The sequence below is a fragment of the Microbacterium sp. A84 genome, assembly GCF_051842815.1.
Classification (GTDB): Bacteria; Actinomycetota; Actinomycetes; order Actinomycetales; family Microbacteriaceae; genus Microbacterium.
The window spans coordinates 422,109-446,379 of record NZ_JBPXMS010000002.1 but is presented as its reverse complement, the minus strand read 5'-3'; the positions used below and the strand labels follow the sequence as shown (position 1 = coordinate 446,379).

21 protein-coding genes are annotated in these 24,271 nt (G+C 65.7%); 10 read left to right on the top strand and 11 right to left on the bottom strand.

The features are described 5' to 3' along the window. The first annotated feature begins 9 nt into the window (after positions 1-9). Entirely contained in the window at positions 10-1,260 is a 1,251-nt protein-coding gene (locus tag ACSU04_RS12440) for a family 1 glycosylhydrolase (protein WP_439289729.1), read from the top strand. A 63-nt stretch (positions 1,261-1,323) separates the two neighbouring features. Then, positions 1,324-2,907 carry a CBM35 domain-containing protein gene (locus tag ACSU04_RS12435; RefSeq protein WP_439289728.1) on the top strand — a complete coding sequence of 528 codons (1,584 nt, stop codon included), beginning with the start codon at positions 1,324-1,326 and terminating at the stop codon, positions 2,905-2,907. A 116-nt stretch (positions 2,908-3,023) separates the two neighbouring features. Here ACSU04_RS12435 and ACSU04_RS12430 read toward each other — a convergent pair whose 3' ends face one another. Further along, positions 3,024-3,203: a hypothetical protein gene (locus ACSU04_RS12430; RefSeq protein WP_439289727.1), complete on the bottom strand. Its 180-nt coding sequence runs from the start codon at positions 3,201-3,203 to the stop codon at positions 3,024-3,026. Positions 3,204-3,281: 78 nt separating this feature from the next. Between ACSU04_RS12430 and arfA the strand changes: the two genes are divergently transcribed. The 7 genes from arfA to ACSU04_RS12395 all read left to right on the top strand — a co-directional run bounded on the left by arfA (position 3,282) and on the right by ACSU04_RS12395 (position 11,998). Further along, the gene (gene arfA / locus ACSU04_RS12425) at positions 3,282-4,781 is read left to right on the top strand and encodes an arabinosylfuranosidase ArfA (RefSeq protein ID WP_439289726.1); all 1,500 of its coding nucleotides are present in this window, start codon (positions 3,282-3,284) and stop codon (positions 4,779-4,781) included. A 7-nt stretch (positions 4,782-4,788) separates the two neighbouring features. Then, a complete protein-coding gene (locus ACSU04_RS12420; protein WP_439289724.1) occupies positions 4,789-5,799 on the top strand; it encodes an arabinan endo-1,5-alpha-L-arabinosidase in 1,011 nt (336 codons plus the stop codon). A gap of 166 nt (positions 5,800-5,965) precedes the next feature. Next, positions 5,966-7,030 (top strand): LacI family DNA-binding transcriptional regulator, encoded by a 1,065-nt coding sequence (locus ACSU04_RS12415; protein WP_439289723.1) that lies wholly within the window; start codon positions 5,966-5,968, stop codon positions 7,028-7,030. Positions 7,031-7,111: 81 nt separating this feature from the next. Then, positions 7,112-7,846, top strand: coding sequence for an L-ribulose-5-phosphate 4-epimerase (locus ACSU04_RS12410; RefSeq protein WP_439289722.1), 735 nt, complete (start codon positions 7,112-7,114; stop codon positions 7,844-7,846). After that, positions 7,843-9,444, top strand: a complete 1,602-nt coding sequence (locus ACSU04_RS12405; RefSeq protein WP_439289721.1) for a xylulokinase — start codon at positions 7,843-7,845, stop codon at positions 9,442-9,444. Before ACSU04_RS12410 ends, ACSU04_RS12405 begins: the two co-directional genes overlap by 4 nt. A gap of 92 nt (positions 9,445-9,536) precedes the next feature. After that, positions 9,537-11,054, top strand: coding sequence for an L-arabinose isomerase (gene araA, locus ACSU04_RS12400; protein WP_439289720.1), 1,518 nt, complete (start codon positions 9,537-9,539; stop codon positions 11,052-11,054). A gap of 23 nt (positions 11,055-11,077) precedes the next feature. Continuing rightward, positions 11,078-11,998 (top strand): aldose 1-epimerase family protein, encoded by a 921-nt coding sequence (locus ACSU04_RS12395; RefSeq protein WP_439289719.1) that lies wholly within the window; start codon positions 11,078-11,080, stop codon positions 11,996-11,998. 34 nt (positions 11,999-12,032) lie between these two features. On the opposite strand, the gene ACSU04_RS12390 is transcribed toward ACSU04_RS12395, so the two are convergent. The 9 genes from ACSU04_RS12390 to ACSU04_RS12350 all read right to left on the bottom strand — a co-directional run bounded on the left by ACSU04_RS12390 (position 12,033) and on the right by ACSU04_RS12350 (position 21,356). Further along, a complete protein-coding gene (locus ACSU04_RS12390; protein WP_439285170.1) occupies positions 12,033-12,611 on the bottom strand; it encodes an antibiotic biosynthesis monooxygenase in 579 nt (192 codons plus the stop codon). A gap of 160 nt (positions 12,612-12,771) precedes the next feature. Continuing rightward, positions 12,772-13,131, bottom strand: coding sequence for a hypothetical protein (locus ACSU04_RS12385; protein WP_439289718.1), 360 nt, complete (start codon positions 13,129-13,131; stop codon positions 12,772-12,774). A 268-nt stretch (positions 13,132-13,399) separates the two neighbouring features. Then, complete coding sequence (locus tag ACSU04_RS12380) at positions 13,400-14,452, bottom strand: branched-chain amino acid ABC transporter permease (protein WP_439289717.1); 1,053 nt, start codon at positions 14,450-14,452, stop codon at positions 13,400-13,402. Continuing rightward, positions 14,449-15,327 carry a branched-chain amino acid ABC transporter permease gene (locus tag ACSU04_RS12375; protein WP_439285176.1) on the bottom strand — a complete coding sequence of 293 codons (879 nt, stop codon included), beginning with the start codon at positions 15,325-15,327 and terminating at the stop codon, positions 14,449-14,451. The genes ACSU04_RS12380 and ACSU04_RS12375 overlap by 4 nt, the downstream gene beginning before the upstream one ends. A gap of 1 nt (position 15,328) precedes the next feature. Next, positions 15,329-16,036, bottom strand: a complete 708-nt coding sequence (locus ACSU04_RS12370; protein WP_439289716.1) for an ABC transporter ATP-binding protein — start codon at positions 16,034-16,036, stop codon at positions 15,329-15,331. Next, complete coding sequence (locus ACSU04_RS12365) at positions 16,033-16,800, bottom strand: ABC transporter ATP-binding protein (protein ID WP_439289715.1); 768 nt, start codon at positions 16,798-16,800, stop codon at positions 16,033-16,035. The genes ACSU04_RS12370 and ACSU04_RS12365 overlap by 4 nt, the downstream gene beginning before the upstream one ends. 57 nt (positions 16,801-16,857) lie before the next feature. Continuing rightward, positions 16,858-18,141, bottom strand: coding sequence for an ABC transporter substrate-binding protein (locus ACSU04_RS12360; RefSeq protein WP_439285182.1), 1,284 nt, complete (start codon positions 18,139-18,141; stop codon positions 16,858-16,860). Positions 18,142-18,167: 26 nt separating this feature from the next. Further along, a complete protein-coding gene (locus ACSU04_RS12355) occupies positions 18,168-19,748 on the bottom strand; it encodes an alcohol dehydrogenase catalytic domain-containing protein (protein WP_439289714.1) in 1,581 nt (526 codons plus the stop codon). A gap of 15 nt (positions 19,749-19,763) precedes the next feature. Continuing rightward, complete coding sequence (locus ACSU04_RS12350; protein ID WP_439289713.1) at positions 19,764-21,356, bottom strand: long-chain-fatty-acid--CoA ligase; 1,593 nt, start codon at positions 21,354-21,356, stop codon at positions 19,764-19,766. A 187-nt stretch (positions 21,357-21,543) separates the two neighbouring features. On the opposite strand from ACSU04_RS12350, the gene ACSU04_RS12345 reads away from it, so the two are divergent. After that, positions 21,544-22,752 carry a TetR/AcrR family transcriptional regulator gene (locus ACSU04_RS12345; protein WP_439285188.1) on the top strand — a complete coding sequence of 403 codons (1,209 nt, stop codon included), beginning with the start codon at positions 21,544-21,546 and terminating at the stop codon, positions 22,750-22,752. A gap of 6 nt (positions 22,753-22,758) precedes the next feature. Here the strand turns inward: ACSU04_RS12345 and ACSU04_RS12340 are convergent, their stop codons facing one another. Continuing rightward, positions 22,759-24,252 (bottom strand): aldehyde dehydrogenase family protein, encoded by a 1,494-nt coding sequence (locus ACSU04_RS12340; RefSeq protein ID WP_439289712.1) that lies wholly within the window; start codon positions 24,250-24,252, stop codon positions 22,759-22,761. Positions 24,253-24,271 lie beyond the last annotated feature (19 nt).

The following is a 24,271-nucleotide window of genomic DNA, read 5'->3' as shown; positions in this document are numbered from 1 at the left end:
AATGACTGAATGACCCGAGACTGGTGGCGCAGCGGCGAGCTCTTGTTCGCCGTGGGCCTTGAGGACACCTTCATCACACAGACGAGGGACGGCGAGCGTGAGCTCGATGAGTATGAGCTGACTCAGCACTATGACCAATGGCATGCAGATCTGGGTCTGATGGCTGAATCCGGCGCATCGTTGACGAGGTGGGGCATCCCGTGGCATCGCGTGAATCCACAGCGAGGTGTGTGGGACTGGTCGTGGATCGACCAGATCGCTGATCGCCTCGAGGAAGTTCAGGTGACACCGATCATCGACCTCATGCATTATGGGACTCCTAAATGGCTCGAGGGGGAGTTCCTCCACAAGGACTATCCCCAGCGGGTCGCAGAGTATTCGGCACTGGTCGCTGAGCGCTATCGTGGCCGCTTCGCCTGCTTCACGCCGGTGAACGAGCCGATGCTTAATGCGATCTACTGCGGCCAGTACGGCTACTGGCCGCCCTACGCCGAGGGCGACACCGGCCTTGTATCGCTGATATCGGCGCTGAGTCGGGGGATATCTTTGGCGCAACGCGAGATCGTCGACGCCGTCGGTGATGAGGCGACGTTCGTCCATGTGGAAGCGTCGTTTCCCTTCGAAGCAGATGCGCCGGAAGCGGAGCAGGAAGCAGCCTTCCTGCGCGAGCGCGCGTTCATCATCCAAGATCTCGTGACAGGGAAGGTCGGGCCTGACCATCCCTTGCTCGGGTTCCTCAATCGAAACGGAATGGACGATGCAGCGATCGCCTGGGCGGCAGAACATGCCGTTCAGCCGGACGTGATGGGAGTCAATTACTACCCCGCGGGACAGACCGAGATCGTGTCGATCGCCGACCCGCACCATGGGGGCCCCGGAGACTTTCGACCCCGCCGCAATGCGTGGACGGAGGGGCTGGAGGATGTGCTCGACGTCTTCGCCGAGCGATACGAGCGACCGGTCTTCCTCACCGAGACAGCCTTCACGGGCACGGAGCAGGAGCGCATTGACTGGCTGGATGCCTCGGTCGCGACCGTTCGCGCTATGCGCAAGCGTGGGCGCGATGTCGTCGGATACACGTGGTGGTCGCTGATCGACATGTACGAGTGGAACTACCGGCACGATGGCGGCGAATTGGACGACTATCAGTTGGCGATGGGGTTGTGGCAGCTCGTCAGGGAACCAGATGGCACGCTCCGACGGCAGCGAACTGAACTCGCCGATCGATTCCGTGCGCACGCACTTGGGCAGATCGCCTGAGGAATCGTCGCAAGCGAGAGGACGTGCGCGATCGCGCACGAGAGAGAAAAATAGAGAGGGAACATGATGAAGCAAAGAAGTTTCGCCGCCCGATCTGCCGTTTCGGCAGCGTCAGTTCTGATACTGGCGTCAACACTGGTGGCTGTACCAGCGATGGCGACCGACGCGCCGCCATCGCTCATCCATTCGGAACCGGCGACGAGCTCGTCCGCCCCGGTATACACGCACGGCATCGTTCTGCGGCACAGCGGGGCCGCCAACGGTACAGTGCTCGCCACCTTCGAGCACGACATCTACACCAACCCGATGTCCTTTCCGATTTACAAGAGCACTGACGATGGCACTTCCTGGACGCACCTGACGGATGTGCAGGACACGGCGTACAACCGGGGGCTTCGAGGACAGCCGGACCTCTTTGAGTTGCCGCAGGCCGTCGGGACGATGCCCGCTGGAACAATTCTCCTGGCTGGCTCTGTGCAGCCGTTGGATCAGAGTTCGACGACGTTGGTCCTGTACAAGAGCTCGGACCATGGGGCGAGCTGGACCTATCTGTCGACCATAGACGTCGGTGGGCCGGCGATATACGACCCGAGCCCGACGTCCACGACGACGACGGTCTGGGAGCCGGAGATCTATCTCGACGCGAACGGCGACATCGTCGTTTCCTACTCCGATGAACGGCAGAAGGCAGATGACATCCTTCAAGCGCTCGTCCACCGCACCTCGTACGATGCCGGACTCACGTGGGGGCCGGTCGTCAATGACATCGCAGTCCCGGATCTCTCGACGCGCCCCGGAATGATGACGGTCACGAAGTTGCCCGACGGTCGATACTTTGGGGCGTACGAGATCGTCGGAATCCCGGAGGTACCGGTATACGGACGCTTCTCCGACGATGGTCAAGACTGGGGCGACCCAGAGGACATCGGTGATCTGCTCGCCACATCGGACGGCAGCTTCCTGTTCGGCTCGCCGCAGGTGATATGGGTTGATGCTGGCGGCGCGGACGGCACGCTGGTGGTCAATGGACAGCGATACGTCACGTCGACAGGTTCGACGAAGTCGATGTTGCTGACGAACACGAGCCTAGGAAACGGAGACTGGACCCCGGTCCCACAGCCAGTTCAGATCACCGGTGACATTCTCACGATGGCCGGCTTCAGTCAGAGCATGGCGGCTTCGCTTGACAACACGAAGTTGATACAGGTCACCACTGTGAACAACAGCGTGGGGATGCATGACGTCGTCTCCGCGACCATGCCGTTGAATTCAACCCGCTACGCGGCGGCAGACGCGGCGTTGGCGGGCGGAGCAGCTCTGGTGTCGCGCTCCGCTTCAGCTGCGGGGTCCGATGTCGGATACATTAATGATGCTGCGAGCACGGTGACGTTCTCGAGCGTCACCGTTCCGACAGCAGGCACGTACGAACTTCGAGTTCGCTACTCCAGCGGCCTTGGCGCACCTGCCAGCCATGCGATCACGGTCAATGGTGGGGCCCCCATCATCGCGTCGTACGAGCCGACGGTCGATTGGAACTCGTTCTTGTTCGAGACCGTGACAGTCTCTCTGAACGCAGGAGCAAACACCATCATTTTCGCGCACGACACAGGGTTTGCCGAACTCGATCAGATCGAAGTACACGAGTAGCAAGCGATCGGGGTTTCGGTGCTTCGCATCGAAACCCCGATTGTCGGAACTTTACGCTCCGAGAAACGTCGCGAGTTTCTGTGTGTTCGGCCTGATGTAGGGCTTGGCTCCGGAGCTCATCCGTCCCATGTCGCCGTCCTCGTGACCGCGACCGCCGCGGCCGCGGTGACCGCGACCTTCCCGGTGCTCCTGTCTCTCGTCGGCATCTCCTTCCACTCGTCCTCATCCTCCGCATGCTCGACCGCCGCCTGATGCGCGCTGATCCGGTGCATCCGCTTCTCGAACCAGTCGCCCACTGACCATTCCCCTCATTCACGCCTCGGCGTGATCGTCCGCCGCGCTCTTCGCGCGGCCCGTCTCCGAAGGAGAACACCGTGACCACCGCACGAATCCAGGTCGATCGCACTGCGATCGTCGCCCCACTCAACCGGCGGATTTTCGGATCGTTCGTCGAGCACCTGGGGCGCTGCGTCTACGACGGCATCTACGAACCCGGCCACCCCACTGCGAACGAAGACGGCTTTCGTCTCGACGTCGTCGACCTGGTTCGCGAGCTCGGCTCGAGCACTATCCGCTACCCCGGCGGTAACTTCGTCTCCGGCTTCCGCTGGGAAGACAGTGTCGGGCCCCGTGAGCAGCGTCCCGTACGCCGCGACCTCGCATGGCACGCGCTGGAGACCAACCAGGTCGGCGTCGACGAGTTCTCGCGCTGGCTGAAGCTGACCGGCTCCGAGTTGATGATGGCCGTCAACCTGGGGACCAGGGGCATCGAAGCTGCTCTCGACCTGCTCGAGTACTCCAACCATCCATCCGGCACGGCGCTGAGCGACCAGCGCATCGCCAACGGTACGCCGGAGCCGCACGACATCCGCATGTGGTGCCTCGGCAATGAGATGGACGGTCCCTGGCAGACCGGCTACATGACGGCTGACGACTACGGCAAGATCGCGGCCCGCACGGCGCAGGCGATGAAGGCGGCAGACAAGAACCTGGAGCTCGTCGTGTGCGGCTCTTCCGGTTCGGGTATGCCGACCTTCGGCGATTGGGAGCGCACCGTTCTCGAGCACTCATACGAGCACGTCGACTACATCTCCTGCCATGCCTACTACCAGGAGCGCGGCGGCGACCTCGCGTCCTACCTCGCCTCGTCGATCGACATGCAGTACTTCATCGAGACCGTCGTGGCCACCGCCGATCACGTCGGCAACAAGCTGAAGTCGAAGAAGAAGATCAAGCTCTCCTTTGACGAATGGAACATCTGGTACCTCGATGAGCACCGCGACTCTGACGAGGTCAACGACGAATGGCGCTACGCCCCGCGTCAGCTGGAGGATGTGTACTCGGTGGCGGATGCCGTGGTCCTCGGCAACCTGCTCATCACGCTCCTGCAGAACCACGACCGTGTGGTCTCGGCATCCTTGGCGCAGCTCGTCAACGTGATCGCCCCGATCATGACCGAGCCAGGTGGGGATGCCTGGCGTCAGACGACGTTCTTCCCGTTCTCCGTCACCTCGCGTCTGGCGAAGGGTGAGGTGCTGAAACCGCGTATCGACGCTGGCACGTACGAGACGGCCGTGTATGGCGCAGCTCCGCTCATCGACTCGGTCGTCACCCGCTCCGACGACGGCTCGGCAGTGTTCCTGGTCAACCGCAGCCTGACGGAGTCCATCGAGGTCACGGTCGATGTGGCCGCACTGGGGATCTCTTCGATCGAGGAGGCCGTCACGCTCTGGGACGACGATGTATACGCGAAGAACACGCTCGTCGACCAGGACCGTGTAGGGCTCAAGTCGCTCGAGGGCGCGGTACTTGCGAATGGTGTTCTCACCGTGACGCTGCCTCCTGTGTCGTGGTCGGCGATCGCGCTCGGCTGATCCTGGGATGCGACATCACCTCGTGCGTCTTGTCGGCGCCGCCGCCGTGGTCATCACCGCGGTGGCGGCGCTGACGGGGTGCGCGGCGTCGGCGGCTCCGCTCGAACTCTCCGGCGACATCTACGTCCACGACCCGGCCTACGTGCAGGCCGGCGACGCCTCCTACATCTACTCCACCGGCAACGGTCAGATCGGCGACGGCAACATCCAGATCCGTCGCTCATCAGATGACGAGATCTGGGAGTACGTCGGCGAGGTGTGGAGTGAGAAGCCGGCCTGGCTTGAGGAACGCGTGCCGGGAGTCGACAACCTCTGGGCGCCCGAGCTCTACGAACACGACGGCACCTGGTACCTCTACTACGCCGCATCCACGTTCGGAAGCAACCGTTCGGTGATCGCGCTCGCCACCAACACGACGCTCGAGCTCGAAGACCCCGACTATGAGTGGGTCGATCGCGGCGAGGTCATCGCTAGCGAGGGCACCGACTTCAATGCGATCGACGCCGGCATCGTCGAGGATGCGGACGGCACCCCCTGGATGTCGTTCGGATCGTTCTCCAGCGGTCTGCACATGGTGCAGCTGGAATGGCCGAGTGGCCTGCGCGCGGACGATGAAGAACCGCTGCTGATCGCTGACCGCGGCCTCGTGGAGAACGCGATCGAGGCGCCGTTCATCCTGCCCCATGACGGACAGTTCTATTTGTTCGCCTCACGCGGCTTCTGCTGTCGGGGGGTCGACAGCACCTACGAGATCATCGTCGGTCGATCGGATGCCGTGACCGGCCCCTATCTGGATGCCGACGGTGGCGAACTGCTCGACGACGGCGGAACGGTCATCCTGACGACAGACGGCACACGGATCGGGCCCGGCGGCCAGTCCATCTCCGGCGACATGCTCGCATTCCATTGGTACGACGGCAACGCCGACGGTCAGTTCACGCTGGGCTTGCTCCCGCTGCGCTGGCAGGATGGCTGGCCTACCACCGAATGGCCAGCGGAGTCGGACCCGTTCAAGTAGCGCAGATGGCTGTTGCACGGTTGGCGCGATGCGCTGGCCTCGTCGGAGTTGAGGTGACCCGTCCCCCGTTCAACAGGCATAAATTGCGGTATCTGCGCGCCGGATTGAGCCATTTGCGCTTGTCGCACGTCAGATCTGGGTGCCGGATCGCCGTACAGTGGTCGGCGTGAGCGAGTTGAGAGCGGGCGCAGCCCGCACCGTCGGTGTCAGGGACGTCGCCGCGCTCGCCGGAGTGTCCCGGCAAACCGTCTCGCGTGTGCTGAACGACCATCCCGACGTTGCGGCCGAGACCACAGCCCGCGTGCGGCAGGCGATGGACGAGCTGGGCTACCGCATGAACAACGCTGCCCGCGCCCTCGGCACCCGCCGTTCGCGCACGATTGGCATTCTCGCGTCCGACACGCTGCTGTATGGCCCTTCGCGCAGCATCGCGGCGATCGAAGCATCCGCGCGTGACGTCGGGTACTGGGTGAGCGCGGCATTCGCGGAGTCTGGCGACCCGGACGCCGTCGCTGCAGCCGTCGAGCACCTCGTCGCCCAGGGAGTAGAAGGCATTGTGGTCGTGACGCCGCACGCGCGCACCCTGCAGGCCCTCGAGGCGTTGCACGTGGGCGTGCCCGTGTTGACTCTGCAGTCGGCGGGCCGCGGTTCCCGGGGGCTCTCTGTCGATCAGGTCGCCGGAGCCCGCCTCGCTGTCGCCGCGCTCGCGAATGTCGGACACACCCGCATCGCACACCTCGCCGGTCCCGCGCACTGGCTGGAAGCGGAACTGCGTGCGGATGGCTTCGCCGCTGAGATCGCGGCCAGAGGGCTCGAGCCCGGCCTCGTGCTCGAGGGGGACTGGACCGCGCGCTCCGGGTATGAGGCGGCGCCTGCGGTGATCGACGCCGGCGTCACCGCGGTCTTCGCAGCAAATGACCAGATGGCGTTGGGGCTGATCGGCGGTCTGCACGAGGCGGGCGTTGCCGTGCCCGGTGACGTCAGCATCGTCGGCTTCGATGACGTCCCGGATGCCGCCTTCTACTGGCCGCAGCTCACCACCGTCCGCCAGGACTTCGAAGAGCTCGCGCGCCGCGCGGTCGCTGCGCTCACCGGCGGTGCGGATGGTGATGGCGTTGCGGATGGCGATGGCGTTGTGGATACCGCGGCATCCGATCTCCCACCTGTCGAACCCGTGCTCATCGAGCGCCGCTCGGTCGCCGCTCCTGCCGCTCCCAATGCGTCATCTTGACGCCCCGAGTCCTGCACACCTAAACTTCTGAGACCGGAACTGTGACCGGTCACAGCCCTACGAGCATCCGATGAGGTATCCGTGAGCCACGAAGCACCCGCCTACACCGCCGAGGTGGAAGCATCCATCCAGACAGTCCGTGCCGACGTCGCGCGACTGCACGGCGAACTGGTCCGCAACGGCCTGGTCGTCTGGACCGGCGGCAATGTCTCTGGCCGAGTGCGCCTTTCAGAAGACGGCGGCGCCGACCTGTTCGTAATCAAGCCGTCCGGCGTCTCCTACGACGACCTCACCGCCGAGAACATGATCCTGTGCGACCTCGACGGCAACGTCATCCCGGGTTCCGCGGGCAGCGACCGCTCGCCTTCAAGCGACACCGCCGCCCACGCTTACGTGTACCGGAACATGCCCGGCGTCGGCGGCGTCGTGCACACGCACTCCACGTTCGCGGTCGCCTGGGCCGCGCGCGGGGAGGAGATCCCGTGCGTCATCACCGCGATGGCCGACGAGTTCGGCGGCCCGATCCCGGTCGGACCGTTCGCGATCATCGGTGATGACTCCATCGGCCGCGGCGTCGTCGAGACCCTGACCGGTCACCGCTCGCGCGCCGTACTCATGCAGAATCACGGGCCGTTCACAATCGGTGTGAACGCCGCGGATGCCGTGAAGGCAGCGGTCATGGTCGAAGACGTCGCCCGCACCGTGCACTACGCCCGCGAAGCCGGGCCCGTGATCCCGATTCCGCAAGAAGCGATCGACAGCCTCTTCAACCGGTACCAGAATGTGTACGGCCAGAACTCGGATGCCCGCCGATGACTCTTGGACAGGGCGTGAGCGCCGCAGCTGATATCGCCGCCGGCCGTACGAGTCTCGGCATCGAGCTTGGTTCCACTCGTATCAAGGCCTGCCTGATCGGGCCGGATGCCACCGAGGTTCTCGCCACCGGATCCTTCTCCTGGGAGAACAGCCTCGAAGACGGCCTCTGGACCTATGGGATCGACGAGGTCTGGCAGGGGCTGCAGAGCGCATATGCGGATCTCGTCGACGATGCCGAGAAGCGGCATGGCGTCCGCCCGGAAACCTTCGGCGCCATCGGGATCTCGGCGATGATGCACGGCTATCTCGGCTTCGACGAGTCTGGCGAACTGCTCGTGCCGTTCCGTACCTGGCGCAACACCAACACCACTGTCGCCGCTGCGGAGCTCACCGAACTGCTCGGCGTCAACATTCCGTTGCGCTGGTCGATCGCGCACCTGCACCAGGCCGTCGTCGACGCCGAACCGCACGTGCCGAACCTCGACTTCGTGACGACGCTTGCGGGCTACGTGCACTGGCGCCTCACCGGCGAGAGAGTGCTCGGTGTGGGAGACGCATCCGGGATGTTCCCGATCGACTCCGCCACCTGCGATTACGACGCGCGGATGCTGGATGCCTACGACGTGCTCGCCGCAGACCGCCTCCCTGCACCTGCGGCGTCGCTGCTGCCTCGGGTGCTCCCCGCCGGTGCATCCGCTGGATTGCTGACCACCGAAGGCGCGAAGCTGCTGGATCCGAGCGGCGCGCTGCCCGCAGGCATCCCGCTCTGCCCGCCTGAGGGTGACGCCGGCACCGGCATGGTTGCGACGAACTCGGTCGCTCCGCGCACCGGCAATGTCTCCGCGGGCACGAGCATCTTCGCGATGGTGGTTCTGGAGCATCCGCTGGGCGAGGTGCACCACGAACTCGATCTCGTCACCACGCCAGCCGGAGACGGCGTCGCGATGGTGCACTGCAACAACGGAGCCAGCGAACTGGCCGCCTGGGTGGGCCTGTTCACGCAGTTCTCGGCGGCCGCCGGCCAGCCGATCGACAGCGACGCTGCCTTCGACGCGCTGTTCCGCGAAGCGCTGGAAGGCGAAGCGGATGCCGGCGGGCTTCTCGCCTACAACCACCTCGCGGGTGAGCCGATCGCCGGACTGACCGAGGGGCGTCCGCTGTTCGTGCGCACACCGGACAGCGCCTTCACCCTGGCGAACTTCATGCGCGCGCAGCTCTACGGTGTGTTCGGCACGCTCGCGCTCGGCATGAAGGTGCTGGAGGCGGAGGGTGTGGGGCTCGACCGGATGTTCGCGCACGGCGGGATGTTCCGTACGGCAGGTGTCGCCCAGCGCTTCCTCGCCGGTGCGCTCGGAGCCCCGGTCGCTGTCGGAGAGCTCGCTGCTGAGGGTGGCGCCTGGGGGATTGCGGTGCTGGCCTCGTACCTCGCGCACGCCGAATCTTCGGATCTCGGCACCTACCTCGACGAGCAGGTGTTCGCCGCAGCATCCATCTCGACCGTCGATCCGACGCCCGCGGATGTTCAGGGTTTCGCCACCTACCTCACCCGCTACCGCGCCGGCCTCGCCATCGAGTCCGCCGCCGTCACCTCGCTCTAACCCGTCCCAGCCGCGAGACTTCACGAATGTCACCTTTTCGGGCCGAAAACGTGACACACGCGAAGTCTCGCGAGCTGAGTGAAAGGAACACCATGTCAACGCTCAACACCACACTCGACGGCTTCGAGGTCTGGTTCCTCACCGGCAGCCAGCACCTGTACGGACCGGAGACGCTCGCGCAGGTTGCTTCGCAGTCGCAGGAGATCGCTCGTCTGCTCGACACTGCGGGTGACGTCCCGGTGAAGATCGTGTGGAAGCCCGTCCTCACCGACAGCGACGCGATTCGCCGCACCGCGCTCGAAGCCAACTCTGACGACCGCGTCATCGGACTCGTCGCCTGGATGCACACCTTCAGCCCCGCGAAGATGTGGATCGCGGGCCTGGATGCACTGAAGAAGCCGCTTGCACATTTGCACACGCAGGCGAATGTCGAGTTGCCCTGGGCAGACATCGACTTCGACTTCATGAACCTCAACCAGGCCGCCCACGGCGACCGCGAGTTCGGTTACATCCAGACCCGCCTCGGCGTGCCGCGCAAGACCATCGTCGGCCACGCCAGCGACCCGCGCGTGCAGCAAGAACTCGGCACCTGGCAGCGCGCAGCGGCAGGGTTCGCGGCATCCCGTTCGCTGAAGCTCGCCCGTTTCGGCGACAACATGCGCTTTGTCGCCGTTACCGAGGGCGACAAGACCGAGGCCGAGCTGCGCTTCGGCGTGCAGGTGAACACCTGGGGTGTGAACGAGTTGGCGGATGCTGTCGATGCAGCGACCGACGCCCAAATCGATGCGCTCGTCGCCGAGTACGAAGAGCTCTACGAGGTTGTTCCTGAGCTGCGAAAGGGCGCCGAGCGTCACCAGTCGCTCCGCGATGGCGCGGCGATCGAGATCGGGCTGCGGTCATTCCTCGAAGAGGGCGGCTTCGGCGCCTTCACCACCTCGTTCGAAGACCTCGGATCGTTGAAGCAGCTGCCGGGTCTCGCCGTGCAGCGACTGATGGCCGAGGGCTATGGCTTCGGCGCCGAAGGCGACTGGAAGACGGCCATCCTCGTGCGCATCGCGAACGTGATGGGTGCGGGCCTTCCGGGAGGCGCGAGCCTCATGGAGGACTACACCTACGACATGACACCCGGCGACGAGCTCATCCTCGGCGCCCACATGCTCGAGGTCTCCCCATCGTTGACGAGCGCGAAGCCCACGCTGGAGATCCACCCGCTCGGCATCGGTGGCAAGGATGACCCGGTGCGCCTGGTCTTCACCGCTGACGCGGGCCCGGCGATTGTCGTCGCGATGAGTGATATGCGCGACCGCTTCCGTCTCACGGCCAACGTGGTCGAGAACGTCGCGCCGCGTGCCTCGCTGCCCAATCTGCCGGTCGGCCGCGCCGTCTGGAAGCCGCAGCCGGACTTCAACACCAGTGCGGCAGCCTGGCTGACCGCCGGCGCCGCGCACCACAGCGTCATGTCGACCGCCGTGGGGCTGGAAGCGTTCCGCGACTTTGCCGAGATGGCTGAGGTTGAGCTGCTCGTCATCGACAACGAGACCACGCTGCCGGAGTTCCAGAAGCAGGTGCGCTGGAACCAGGCCTACTACCGTCTCGCGCAGGGGCTGTGATCCCGACGGCTATCGTCGAATACATGAACGCTTCTTCCCCCGCATCCGGTCGTCAATTGCGCATCTCGGCACACGGATACGAGGCGGCCATCGCCAGTGTCGGTGCGTCGCTGCGCGTGCTCCAGTACGACAATCGCGACCTCATCGTGCCATTCGGCGCGGATGAGGTCCGCCCCGCCTACCGTGGTGCGACGCTCGCTCCGTGGCCGAACCGCATCGTCGACGGTCAGTATGCCTTCGCGGATGCCGAGTATCAGCTGCCGCTCACCGAGCCAGCCCGCGGTCACGCGCTGCATGGCCTCTTGGCCTGGACGGAGTTCGCCGACCGTCTCGTCGAGAGCGACCGGGTTGTGTTGGTCGCCGTCATCGAACCGCAGTTCGGGTACCCGTTCCGCGTCGAGGTTGAGGTCGAGTTCCGCCTCGCAGCCGACGGCCTCACCCAGACCGTGACGGCGCGCAACCTCGGGGCGGACGCTGCGCCCTGGGGTACCGGACCGCATCCGTATCTCGTCGGAGGCGATGGCCGTGTGGATGACTGGACGCTCACGCTTCCGGCATCTGAGGTACTCACGGTCACCCCCGATCGGCTGAGCCCGGTCGCGGTGGAGCCTGTCGAGCAGCATCCGGAATGGGACTTCCGAGAGGCGCGCGCGATCGGCGACGTCTTCATCGACCACGCGTTCACCGAGCTTTCACGGGCGGATGGGTTCGCCGAGGTACGCGTCGTGGCCGCGGATGGTCACGGTGTGGCGCTGAGCTGGGATGAGAGCTGCCCGTGGGTGCAGGTGCACACCGCAGACACTCCCGACCCGGCCACCCATCGGATCGGCCTTGCGGTCGAGCCGATGACATGCCCGCCGGATGCCTTCAACTCGGGTGTCGATCTGATCGTTCTCGAACCCGGTGCCGAGGCCGCGGCATCCTGGCGGTTTACCGCGCTCTGAGTCCCGGTTGACCGGAGTCCGAGCGTCGCCGCGCCTAGCGGGCGAGCCAGCGTCGTAGGGTGCGAGTGACCCAGGGGAGCACCCAGTACGTCATGATCGGCGTCAGCACGAGCGTCGTCGCGAGCACGCGCAGCCAGAGGGGGAGTTCGCCCCAGACCGGGATCGGCGACATCAGGTAGGTGAAGAGCAGATTCGTCGGAAAGAACCCCAACCAGATCGCTACGGCCTGCTTCCATCGCGCCGGCGCAGGCGGAGGAGTGTCGAATTCGGCTGTAGCGGGTAGGTTGATGGCCCCGGTCGCCGGTTCGTCGAACCAGCCCTCGATTCCGGTGCGACGTCTCGAGCGCTCGCTGCGGACGAAGCCCTGGCCCATCGACAGCCACCAGGTCCGCTCGGACGAGTGCTCCCACGCTTCGAGCGTCTCGGTGCTCGCGAAGCGGTAGAGCATGTGCCAGACCTGGGAATCATCGCCAGCACGCACCCACCCTGACCCCAGGAATCCGGGGTACTTATGGGCGAGATTCACCCCGGTCTGTACCCAGGTCGTCGCCTCGGAGATGCGTGCGGGATCGACCTCTCGGCGGATCGAGACGGTGATGGGTTCGCTGGACATGGGTGGGCCCCTCGGGAAGAAAGCTGCTTGTGGCGAATCCGAGTGTACGTCGACTGTGTTTCGCGTTTGCTACGAGGGCGTCGGGCTCTATCCGTTCGACAGGTGCAAATGGCGGCATCTGGCATGCAGATCGAGCCATTTGCGCTTGTCGAACGCCGCGTCATCGGCCGAGCGCGGCCGAGACCCGACGGACAAGCTCGGCGGGGCGCTTCAGGAGCGGGCCTGTCGCCTCGATGACTGTCCAGCCCGCGGCGCGCAGCGCAGCTAAGCGCTCGACGTCTTGCGCCCAGCTCTCGCCGTGCAACATTCCGAGGTACTCGATCGCCACCTTCTCGCCGGGATAGACCATATCGACGCACCCCAGGAACAGTCCAGACTCGTCGAACACGTCGATGTTGAGCTCATCACGCGTAGCCAGCGGCGCACGACCGGCGTTCGGTCGCCCGTAGCCCGCCCTCCATTGCCGGCAGAAGTAGTCGCCCAGGGCGACCAGATCGATCACCGGCAGTGTGCCGAGCATCGCCCAGGTTGACGCCTATCGCGCACACGTGCAGCTTGAGCTCGGCCTCAGTGGCGAGCGTGTCACACCGTGTAACCGCGCGGTTACACGTCGAATGTCGGCCCGAACTCGGGCGGAAGCTCCTGTCGTCGTCCCATCCGCACACCGTGCCACAGCCGCCGGCTCCGCCGCCAAGGGTATCCACAGGCTGGTGCTCCGTTCGACAAGCGCAAATGACTCAATCTGGCCACCGGATGCAGCCATTTGCGCTTGTCGAACGCCCCGGAGGCTATCGCCGCCCAGGGATCCGCGCCACGATCGGCGCGAGCGCACCGCGGAGCAAGCCGACCAGGCCGAACGGTACGAAGAACGCGAACAGGATCAGCACGATGCCGTAGGTCGCGCCGGTCGCCGACGGGCTGATGCTGGAGGTGAACGTCGGGACGTACTGGATGAACAGGGCTCCGAGCACCGCGCCAGGCACGGTGGCGAGGCCGCCGACGACGATCAGCGTGACGAACGAGATCGACATCATCAGCCCAAAGTTCTCGGGGCCGACGAACTCCAGCATCATCGCGTACAGACCTCCGGCGACGCCGGCATACGCAGCGGATGCCGCGAACAGCCGGGTCTTCGTCTGCCAGACATCCACACCCAGCGTCTCGGCGACCAGTTCCGCGTCGCGCACGGCGATGAACGAGCGCCCCAGCCGTCCGCGGGCCAGCCGTCGAGTCACGACGTAGGCGATCGACACCACCAGCAGCGCCAGGTAGTACACCCACTGATCGTGGGCGAGCGGCACCCACGCGGGCGGATCTCCGTCGATCGCGATGCCGCGGCTGCCGTGCGTGATCGGCTCGAACGCCCGGATCGCGGCCGGTGTTGCCATGGCCATCGCGAGGGTCACCAGGCCCAGCTGTAGACCCTTCAACCGCAGCGCGGGCAGGCCGATCAGATACCCCAGAATGAAGGGCAGGATGCCGGCGGCGATGAGCGTGAACGGATGCGGCCACCCCGCCTCTCCGCCGACGGCGACCGTATAGGCGCCGATCGCGAAGAAGGCGGAGTGGCCGAGCGAAATCTGGCCGCCGAAGCCGACCAGCAGATTCAGTCCGAGTCCGACGATCGTCCATATCATCACGAGGGTGACCGTGAGGTTGATGTAGCTCGGATTGACCAGTGGAATGAGCACAAGGGCGACCGCAAGCACGATGAGCAGCACGAGCAGAAGCCAGCGTGGCAGCTGCAGCGCAGGACGAGGCCGGCGCAGCCATTCACTCACCGAGGTGCGCTGCGTGCGCGCGGCCAGCAGATTCCGGATGGGGGAGGTCACCGCGGTCATGCGCGCACCAGCTCTCGTCGTCCGAAAAGTCCCTGCGGTCTGACCAACAGCACAACCACGATGATGAGCAGCGCCACCACCTGCTTGAGCTCGCCACCGATCACCGGGATGTAAGTCCCCGCCAGATTCTCGACTACGCCGACCGTGACGCCGCCGACGAGCGCGCCCAGTGGCGAGTCCAGCCCGCCCAGAGTGGCGGCAGCGAATGCGTAGATGAGCACCGGCGCCATCATGCCTGGATGCAGGAAGAGCTCAGGGGCGATGAGGGTTCCGGCAAGAGCGCCGACAGCCCCCGCGATCGCCCAGCCAGTCGACATGGTCCTGCCGGTTGAGATGCCGCTGAGCTCGGCAGACTCCGGCGCCGAGACAGCTGCCCGCATCCTCAGGCCGATCCGGGTTCGACCCAGCAACAGGGCCAACGCCACGGCGGCAACGCTCACGCAAACGGCGATGCCGACATCCTGTCGTGACAGCGAGATCGGCCCCAGCGTGAACGAGCCCGAGCCGAACAGGGCGGGCACCTCTTTGGTCTGATACGTCCACGCCCATCCGATCAGCGCATTCAGCGCGATCATGAGGCCCAGGCTGACGATGATCAGCGCGAGATGCTGATTCCGGCGCACGAGGGGACGGAACAACACCCGCTCGATGCCGGCGGAGAGCATCGCCAGCGCGAGCATCGAGATGACGAGAGCGACCCAGATGGGCACACCCCACGCGGTCAGCTGCCATGACACATAGGCGCCGAGCAGCGCGAGCTCGCCCTGGGCGAAGTTGAGCGTGTGCGAGGCGCGGTAGACGAGCACGATCGCGAGGGCGAGGGTGCCGTAGATCGCGCCAGTGGCGATGCCGTCGACGAGTTGCTGAAGGAACATCTCACACTCCCAGGTACGCGCGGCGGACGTCGTCGTTGTCGCGCAGATCGGACGCCGTGCCACGCAGTGTGATCTCGCCGCTCTCGATGACGAGTGCCTCCTCGGCGATGCCGAGCGCGAGCTGGGCGTTCTGCTCGACGACCAGCAGGGCGGTGCCGCGCTCGCGGGAGAGGCCATCGAGTGTCGAGAACAGCTCGGTCGTGATCTTTGGTGCCAAGCCCAGAGAGGGCTCATCGAGAAGCACCAGGCGAGGGTTCGACATGAAGGCGCGGGCGATCGCGAGCAACTGCTGCTCCCCGCCGCTCAGACCGGATGCTGGGCGGGAGCTGCGTTCCGCTAACCGGGGAAAGCGCTCCAGCCAGCGGTCGGCATCCGCCATCGCGTCGCGCCGGGAGCGCGTGGTGCCACCGGCGAGCAGGTTCTCGCGCACAGTGAGATCGCCGAAGGTACCGCGGCCCTGCGGCACGTGGGCGATGCCCGATGCTGCGACGCGGTGCGGCGCAAGCCCCGCGAGCTCGCGACCGTCGAAGCGGACGGATCCGGCCATCCGACACATCCCTGAGATCGTGCGCAGCGTCGTCGTCTTGCCCGCACCGTTCGCACCGAGGATGACAAGGCGTCCGCCCTCAGGAATCTCGAACTGGATATCGCGCAGGATCGTCACCGGTCCGTAGCCAGCGGCAGCGATGTCGAGGCTCAGCAGGCTCATGCGGCGCTTCCCAGATATGCGGTGATGACCTCAGGGTCACGAGAGACCACGAGAGGGTCGCCCTCGGCGATGAGACGTCCGAAATTCAGCACCACGACGCGGTCGCACACGCTGGTCACCAGGCCCATGTGATGCTCGACCAGGAGGATCGCCGTTCCTCGTTCGGTCGCCAGTCGGCGCAGAGTCGCACCGAGCTCATGCACCTCGCTGTGGATCAGACCATTCGCCGGCTCGTCGATCAGCAGCAGACGCGGTGTGGTCAGCATGGCGCGGGCCAGCTCGACTCTCTTGAGCGTGCCGAAGGGAAGTACCGCCACGACCTGGTCCGCGACTGCTGAGAGCCCCAGCTCTTCGAGCAGTGCATCGGCGTCGGCGCGTAGCGCGCGCTCGGTCGCAGCGGTCCGTGGCAGGGCGAGAGCGGTCGCCCAGTAGCCCCCGCGCGTGGTGTGGTAGCCGCCGGCGAGCACATTCTCGCGGACAGTCTGCGATGGCAGCAGGCCAAGATTCTGGAAGGTGCGGCTCACACCGAGACCGGTGATGCGGTGGCGACGCATCCTCGTCACCTCGGTGCCGGCGACACTGATGCTGCCGCTCTGCGGGCGGTAGAGGCCGCCGATGCAGTTGAACAGGCTGGTTTTGCCCGCGCCGTTGGGGCCGATGAGACCCACCACTTCGCCGTCGGCGACCTCGAAGCTCGGCCCGTCCAGTGCCTGCAGGCCGCCGAACGATAGGTGCACGTCGCGCACGTCGAGTAATGCGTTCATGTCATCTCCCCGGTGAGATGGGTGGGCTTCCGGTATCCGGAAGCCCACCCAGGTTCGTCAGTCGACCGTGTAGGTGTCGGGAGCCAGGTCCCAGGTCTCCCCGTTGAATACCTGCACGCCCAGCTCTCGGAACGCGAACGGATAGTCCGGCGTGGTGGTGATGGCCACCGGCGACAGGTCGAGCTCGAGTTCTTCGAACGAGGATGCCGCTTCCAGCAGCGATTCGCGGGTGCAGCCTTCCATCTGTGCTAGCGCTGCTTCAAGTAGCTGCGCCGTCTGATAGCCGGCGGCGGCCGGGGCACTGAGAGCATTGATGTCATCAGAATGCGCACCGGCGAACTCGGTCCAGGCATCGAAGCCGGCATCGCCAGCCAGCGAAGGGTCGGTGATGTCCTTCGTGTAGGCGATAGAGACGACGCCGTCAGCTGCCCCTGGACCGGCCGGCTTCAGGAAGAACGTCGCATCGGCGGCCGGGGCGTTGATGACCGTGGTGGCATCCCAACCGAGCTCGAGCTTCTTCTTCAGTGACTGCGTTGCGAAGGCGCCCACGGCCCAGTTCAGGAACACGTCGGCACCGGATGCGGCCAGGTTCGTCACCTGACTGTCGATGGTCGCCGAAGTCAGTTCATAGGGCTCAGCGGCGACGATCTCCAGATCTGTGCCCTCGAAGGCGGCTTCGAAGCCGGCCCGGATGCTCTCGCCGAAATCGTCATTCTGGTAGAGGATCGCAGCCTTGGCGCCAGGGTGATTCTCGACGAGGTACTCCGCGAGTGCCTTCACCTCGAAGCCGTACTGCGGCATGAAACCGGTCGTCCATGACGGGTCGTCGGCGTGAAGTTCGAGCATGGCATCCGTGCCCGTGCCGGTGAACAGATTGGGCACGCCCTGCTCTTCGATATAGGGAGCGACGCTGATCGCTGCTCCGGTGCCGAGCACGCCGGCGAGGGCGAACACGCCATCCTGCTCAACAAGGGTGCGGACGTTGGTAGCAGTCTTCGCCGGATCGTAGCCGTCGTCCATGATCTCGACGTTGACCTCGCGCTTCTTGCCATCGGTGAACTCCAGGCCACCGGCGGCGTTGATGTCGTCGAAGTAGATCTTCATGGTCTGGGCGATGGCGCCGTACGTGGCAGCGGGGCCGGATAGGGCGATGCTGTTGCCGATCTTCACCTCCGTGTCGGTGAAGCCAGGGCTGCACTGCACAGCATCGCCTGCAGCGGCGGGTGCGGCATCGGCCGGGTCGTCGCGACCGGCGCAGCCGGACAGGACGAGGCCGGCGGTGAGCGTGCTGGCTATGGCGATCGGCAGTGCGCGATTTCGGGTGGTGCGCAGAGTGGACATCATTCCTCCTTGAATGAACGTGGAGCTCAGGTGCTGCGAGGTAGGTGGTCGGGGACGATCACTTCGCGCGGGCCGACCTTCTCCAGCGCGAAGTAGTACAGGGCGCCGTCGTCATCGGCGGCGTGTCGACCGGTCATGACGCCGAGGACGGCATCGGGGCCGAGGCGGGTGAACAGGTCGATGATCGGCATGCCGTCGTAGACCATGGCGGCGGTGCGGATGCCTTCGTGCTCGACCGTGCGCAGCATTGCGCCGCCTCGAGCGAGGGCGACATCAGCCGTCAGCACGCCGTCGAAGCCTTCGCAGACGAGCGGCACCACGTCGTCGTCGGAGCGGAACAGCTTTCCGAACCATCCGCTTCGGGTGAGCATCCGGTGCGTGCGATGCTGAGGACTCAGACCGATGCCCTGCCAGAGTCCACGGAGCTCTTCCGGGCGCACTGCGGGCAGCGACCTCCAGAGTGTGGGCAGGTCGGCGGCCGGTACCCGGCCGTCCCGCAGCAGATCGATCAGCGCACCGGTAGGGGGCATCGTCGTGGGCAGAGACACGTCGTCGGCATCCATCATCAACACCGGTTTGATCGCGCGCCCGGCGCGTGCGTCGTCGATGGCCACGCCGATCTCATCGAATCGATAGCTGCGGATCAGCTTCTCGACCGGGAGGTGGCCGGCTCGCCACAGCCCGATGAGCATCGCGATGTCACGATCGATCTGCGCATCGCCCTCGACAACGCCGGTGAGCGTGCGGCCCCACAGCAGCTGCGACTGCGAGACCGTGACGCGGTTCGATCCGGAGTGCAGCGCGACCGTGGCGCACACGCCGCGCGGGCGTAGGGCGGCGAGCCCCGCATCGATGGTGTCCTGTCGGCCGACCGTGTCGAGCGCGTGAGTGACGCCGAGTCGTCGTGCATCGAGTTCACCGGGGGCCCATGCCTCGGTGGCGCCGAGCTCGAGCGCGAGCGCCCTTCGCGCCGGATCGGGGTCGCTAACGATGATGCGCAGGGCGCCGCGGTGATGCGCGGCCATGACCCCTGCGAGCCCGGTAGTGCCTGCCCCGAGGACGAGGAGTGAGTCTGCGGGCCCAGGTCGCAGCACGTTGATGACACTGCCCGCGCCGGTGAGGATGCCGCAGCCAAGGGGTGCGGCGACCTCCCATGGCACGTCGTCGGGGATCCGTACAGCGTTGGTCTCGCGCGCCAGTGCCAACGTTGACCAGGATGACTGCGCCATCCATCCGGTTGTGATCGACTCGTGCGCGGTCTCGGCATCCGAGCGGGGAAGATGATTGCGTTCCGCGAAGCGTTCGCAGTACGCAGGGTGGCCGTTGTCGCATGACGTGCACGCGCCGCAGGCGTCGAAGCTCAGCACCACACGGTCGCCGATTTGCACCTTCGTCACCGCGGGGCCGGTCGCCTCGACGATACCCGCCCCCTCGTGTCCGAAGACCGCGGGGAATCGATCGCCGGCACCGCCGGACATGCCGAACAGGTCGGTCGGGCACACGCCTGAGGCGTGGATGCGAACGAGAATCTCGTCCTCGCCAGGCTCACGCATCATGACGTCGGAGAGCACGACGGATCCGCCGCGCTCTCGAACGAGTGCGGCCACAGCTGCATTCATTGGCTAGGCCACCGACACTTTGGAGTCGACATGTTCGCGGTCGGCCGCGCGCAGCGCGACCTTGTTCACCTTGCCGCCGGCATTGCGGGGCAGCGCGTCCATGAAAACGAGCGCCTTGGGCTGCTTGAAGCGGGCGAGCTTGTCGCCCAGCCACGACTGCAGCTCTTCGAGGGTGAGCTCTTCGCCTGGACGCACGGCGACGGCGGCGACCGGGATCTCTCCCCAGCGCTCGTCGGCCCGACCGTAAACGGCGGCGTCGAGCACCTTCGGGTGCGCGGCCAGCACGTTCTCGACCTCTGCGCAGTAGATGTTCTCGCCGCCCGAGATGATCATGTCCTTCTTGCGGTCGACGACCCAGACGAAGCCCTCGTCATCCTGACGGACCAGGTCGCCGGAGTGGAACCAGCCACCCTCGAAGGCCTCGGTGGTCTCCGTGGGCTTGCGCCAATACCCCTTCATGAGGTTGGGACCGCGATAGACGATCTCGCCGACCTCACCGCGGGGCACGTCATCGAAGTTCTCGTCGACTACGCGATACTGGAGCGTCGAAATGGGCCTGCCGACGCTGCCGAGCTTGCGCAGGGAGTCCTCGCCGCTGAGCGCGCAGGTGATCGGCGTCATCTCGGTCTGCCCGAACACCGCGACGTTCGTCGCCTTCGGGAAGCAATCGGCCATCTGCCGCAGCAGGGTGTCGGATGCGGGAGCCGCACCCCAGCTGATGATGCGCAGGTACAGATCGCGGTCCGCGATGGTGGGATCGGCGCAGATTACCTGCCACTGCTGCGGCACGTTGAAGACGATCGTCGCCTTCTCGGTCTCCCAGGCGTCGAGCAGTTCGGTCGGGTTGAAGGCGCCGAGTGGATGGATGACGGTCGGGATGCCGATCACGAAGTTCGGTGCGATCGAGCCGAGGCCAGCGATGTGGAACAGGGGAGCGGTCATAAACGCGATGTCGTCTTCACCGAAGACCTGGTTCACGCGCAGCAGGGTGAGCGATTGCGCGAACAGATTGATGTGGTCGAGCATCGCGCCCTTCGGGCGACCCGTGGTTCCCGAGGTGTACATGATGAGGCAGGTGGTGTCTTCTGGTACATCGGGGGCCTCGAACCCGTCCAGGTCTTCCGCGACGAGGTCGTCCCACGACTCCTGCCCGTCACCTGCTTCGCCGATCACGATGACGCGCGTGATGCGGTCGGTCACCTGCGCCACCGCGCCCACCAAAGGTGCCAATGGGCCATCGACGATGAGGACATCGGCGTCGGCATCGTCGACGATGTAGGCGATCTCGGGAGGCGTGAGGCGGATGTTGAGAGGGACAGCGATCGCGCCGAGGCGATTGATGCCGAAAACCGAGAGCACCACCTCGGGGCGGTTCAGAGTTAGCAGCAGCACACGGTCGCCGAAGCCGACGCCGCGTCGAGCAAGGGCTGCGGCGAAGGAGTCCATCTTTTCGGCGGTCTGACGCCAGGTGGTCACATCTCCGAGGTACTTGAACGCGGTGTCATCTGGCTTCATCTCGCTGTGCGTCGCGACCTGGTTCATCCAGTGGTTGCGGCGCGTGGCCGCGGGGATCGCGGAAGGAATCTGGTCGGACATCGGATCGTCCCTCTCATTACGTCTCTGTAAGGCTGCCGCGTCACTGCGGCTGGGCTTGCCACGAGTATGCCAGGACTTCGCGCCGATGTCACGACTTTTGTTAATGAAAATTCACATTATGCTAGGCGCGATAAGTTAACAGCCAATCACGTCAGGTGTGGCCATCTCGGCGAGTAGGCTGTCGATCATGCCCCGCATCGATGGCCCACCTGCGAATCGCACGCGTCCGCGCGACCGCAAGCGTCACATTCAGGATGCGGCGGCGTCGGCTTTCGCGCGTAACGGGTATCACGCCGTCGGCATGCAGGACATCGCGGATGCCGTGGGCATCTCGGCGCCTGCTCTTTATCGGCACTTCCCGAACAAGTACGCCCTCTTCGTACGCACGGCCTTCGCGCTCGTGCAGCAGCTGATCGAGGCGACGGAAGAGGCAGCCGCCCGCCCTGCAGAGACCGTGGATGAGGCGCGTGCCGCACTGAATGCGTTGCTGGACGCGGTCATCGCCACGACCGTCGGGCTGCGCGACATCGGCGGAATCTATCGCTGGGAGGGTCGCTACCTCGAGCGTCCTGATCGCGAGCAGCTGACCGGGCAGTTCCGGGTGCTGCGCGAGAGGTTCGAGCGTGTGCATCGCGTGTATCGGCCGGAGATGGATGAGCGTCAGCGACTTCTCGTGGTGCTCGGCGCGCTCAGCGTCGTTGCCAGCATCACGGCGCACCGTACGGCCGTGGCGGCGCGCAGCCTGCGGGCACTGCTCAAGACGGCGGCCTGGCGCATGCTCGACGTCGGTTCAGCGGACGCGGCGTCGTCGATCGGTGGCGGCGATTTCGTCGAGTCCGTCGATGTCGGCGTCGGACGGCGAGAGCAGCTCGTCGACACCGCTGTCCGGCTTTTCGCCGCTCGTGGCTACAACGAGGTCACGATCGAAGACCTCGCCGTCGAGGTCGACCTGACGCCTTCGGGTGTCTATCGTCACTTCGACGGCAAGCCGGCCGTGCTGCTGGCTGCGTGCGACCGGGCGGCCGTGGCGCTGGAGCGTGCCGTGCTGCGCGTGCGTGAATCGGCGAACACCCCGGAGGAGGCGCTTCGTCGGCTGTGCCGTGCCTACGTCGACCATTCGTTCCGCAACCTCGCGCTGATGCGGATCTACTTCTCCGAGTTGGGGAATCTCGCGCCCGAAGACCAACGACGGCTGCGGGCCATGCAGCGTGCGCACATCGCTGACTGGACCGCTCTGCTGCAGGCTGTTCGTCCGGAACTCGGCGGACGCGAGGCTGCCGTGCTCGTGCATGCAGGCCTGAGCGTCGTCACCGACGAGATCCCGCTACTGTCGGAATTCGATGAAGCTGCGGCCGTGCGGCTCGCCCACTTTGTGGAGACCGTGCTCGGAATCTGACCCGCCTCAGCGACTGCGGCCGTGCAGCATCGGGATCATCTTCGCCACCAGATGCATGTCGCGCCCGGAGCGCTCCATTGTCAGAAGATTCAGTGCGGCCTTCCCGGTCTGGCGTGCGATCGACTTCGGCACGCTGAACTCACGCAGGCCGTCGGCGCCGTGGATCCGACCGAAGCCAGACCCCTTGACACCGCCGAAGGGAAGCGCAGGGATCGCGGCGAAGCCGAGCACCGAGTTGATGGTGACGACCCCGGCGCGCAGACGCGCGGCGACGGCCTCGCCCGTCTTCGCGCTCTTCGTGAAGACCGCGGCGCCCAGGCCGAATTCGGTACCGTTCGCGCGCTCGATCGCTTCGTCGAGATTCACGACGGCGTTGATCACGACGGTCGGGCCGAATGTCTCCTTCTGTACGGCATCCGAATCCTCCGGCACGTCGACCAGGACGACCGGTGCCACGTGGCGCCCGTCGACCGACTCGGGGCCGCCGAGGACAGCGTGACCGCCTCGTGCCAGCGCATCTGCGATGTGATCGGCGATCACTTCGGACTGCGGCGCGAGCGTCAACGGCCCATAGGAGGGATCATCGCCGTCCAGGCGCAGCCGCCGCGCGCGTTCGACGACCTTCTCGACCAGGGCATCCCGCACCGAACGCACGACATAGACGCGCTCAACGCCGACGCAGGTCTGGCCGGCGTTGCCGAGGCCGCCGAACACGATGAAGTCCGCAGCGGAATCGAGGTTGGCATCCGCGGCGACGATCATGGCATCCTTGCCGCCGCACTCGGCGACCAGCGGTGTCAGCGTTTCTGCGCAGGCGGCCATCACGCGCTTCGCGCTCGCCGTGGATCCGGTGAACGCCACCTTGTCGATGTCGGAGGCGACGAGGGCGGCGCCCGTGACGCGATCGCCGGTGGCTACCTGCAGGACGGGGTGTTCGCTGACTTCATTCCACCGTGCTTCGATCCAGCGGGCGGTGCCGGGTGTCAGCTCGCTGGGCTTGAACACGATCGCGTTTCCGGCGGACAGCGCGTACGAGATCGAACCCATCGGCGTGTACAGCGGGTAGTTCCACGGTCCGATGACGCCAATGACGCCGTACGGCTCGTAGCGCAGCGTCGCCTTCTGGTTGTAGTTGATGATCCCGGCCTTCACGCGACGGGGCTTAAGTACGGAGTGCGCGTTCTTGGCTGCCCAGTCCAGATGGCCGAGAGTGAGCATGACCTCGAGCAGGGCGTCGCCCGCGGGCTTGCCCGTCTCGCGGGAGATGATCGCGGCAAGATCGTCGGCGCCGCGAGCAATCGCCGACTTCCACGCCAGCAGGGTGCGCTTGCGGCCGTCGAAGCCGATCTCGGCCCACCAGGCGGCGGCCTTTCGCGCGGTGCGCACGCGCTCGGTGACGCGTGCGTCGTCTTCGAGCGCGTACTCGGCGATCACGGATCCATCGCGCGGATCGCGGGTGGTGAGACCGATGGTGGCTTCTGCTTCGCGGTTGATTGTCATGGGGCACCTCTTTGCTCGT

Excerpts from the sequence above, each read along its gene's own strand:
- ACSU04_RS12440 (WP_439289729.1), top strand. The coding sequence starts at position 10 with ATGACCCGAGACTGGTGGCGCAGCGGCGAGCTCTTGTTCGCCGTGGGC.
- ACSU04_RS12435 (WP_439289728.1), top strand. The coding sequence starts at position 1,324 with ATGATGAAGCAAAGAAGTTTCGCCGCCCGATCTGCCGTTTCGGCAGCG.
- ACSU04_RS12420 (WP_439289724.1), top strand. The coding sequence starts at position 4,789 with ATGCGACATCACCTCGTGCGTCTTGTCGGCGCCGCCGCCGTGGTCATC.
- ACSU04_RS12405 (WP_439289721.1), top strand. The coding sequence starts at position 7,843 with ATGACTCTTGGACAGGGCGTGAGCGCCGCAGCTGATATCGCCGCCGGC.
- araA (WP_439289720.1), top strand. The coding sequence starts at position 9,537 with ATGTCAACGCTCAACACCACACTCGACGGCTTCGAGGTCTGGTTCCTC.
- ACSU04_RS12395 (WP_439289719.1), top strand. The coding sequence starts at position 11,078 with ATGAACGCTTCTTCCCCCGCATCCGGTCGTCAATTGCGCATCTCGGCA.
- ACSU04_RS12390 (WP_439285170.1), bottom strand. The coding sequence starts at position 12,611 with ATGTCCAGCGAACCCATCACCGTCTCGATCCGCCGAGAGGTCGATCCC.
- ACSU04_RS12385 (WP_439289718.1), bottom strand. The coding sequence starts at position 13,131 with ATGCTCGGCACACTGCCGGTGATCGATCTGGTCGCCCTGGGCGACTAC.
- ACSU04_RS12380 (WP_439289717.1), bottom strand. The coding sequence starts at position 14,452 with ATGACCGCGGTGACCTCCCCCATCCGGAATCTGCTGGCCGCGCGCACG.
- ACSU04_RS12375 (WP_439285176.1), bottom strand. The coding sequence starts at position 15,327 with ATGTTCCTTCAGCAACTCGTCGACGGCATCGCCACTGGCGCGATCTAC.
- ACSU04_RS12370 (WP_439289716.1), bottom strand. The coding sequence starts at position 16,036 with ATGAGCCTGCTGAGCCTCGACATCGCTGCCGCTGGCTACGGACCGGTG.
- ACSU04_RS12365 (WP_439289715.1), bottom strand. The coding sequence starts at position 16,800 with ATGAACGCATTACTCGACGTGCGCGACGTGCACCTATCGTTCGGCGGC.
- ACSU04_RS12360 (WP_439285182.1), bottom strand. The coding sequence starts at position 18,141 with ATGTCCACTCTGCGCACCACCCGAAATCGCGCACTGCCGATCGCCATA.
- ACSU04_RS12350 (WP_439289713.1), bottom strand. The coding sequence starts at position 21,356 with ATGTCCGACCAGATTCCTTCCGCGATCCCCGCGGCCACGCGCCGCAAC.
- ACSU04_RS12345 (WP_439285188.1), top strand. The coding sequence starts at position 21,544 with ATGCCCCGCATCGATGGCCCACCTGCGAATCGCACGCGTCCGCGCGAC.
- ACSU04_RS12340 (WP_439289712.1), bottom strand. The coding sequence starts at position 24,252 with ATGACAATCAACCGCGAAGCAGAAGCCACCATCGGTCTCACCACCCGC.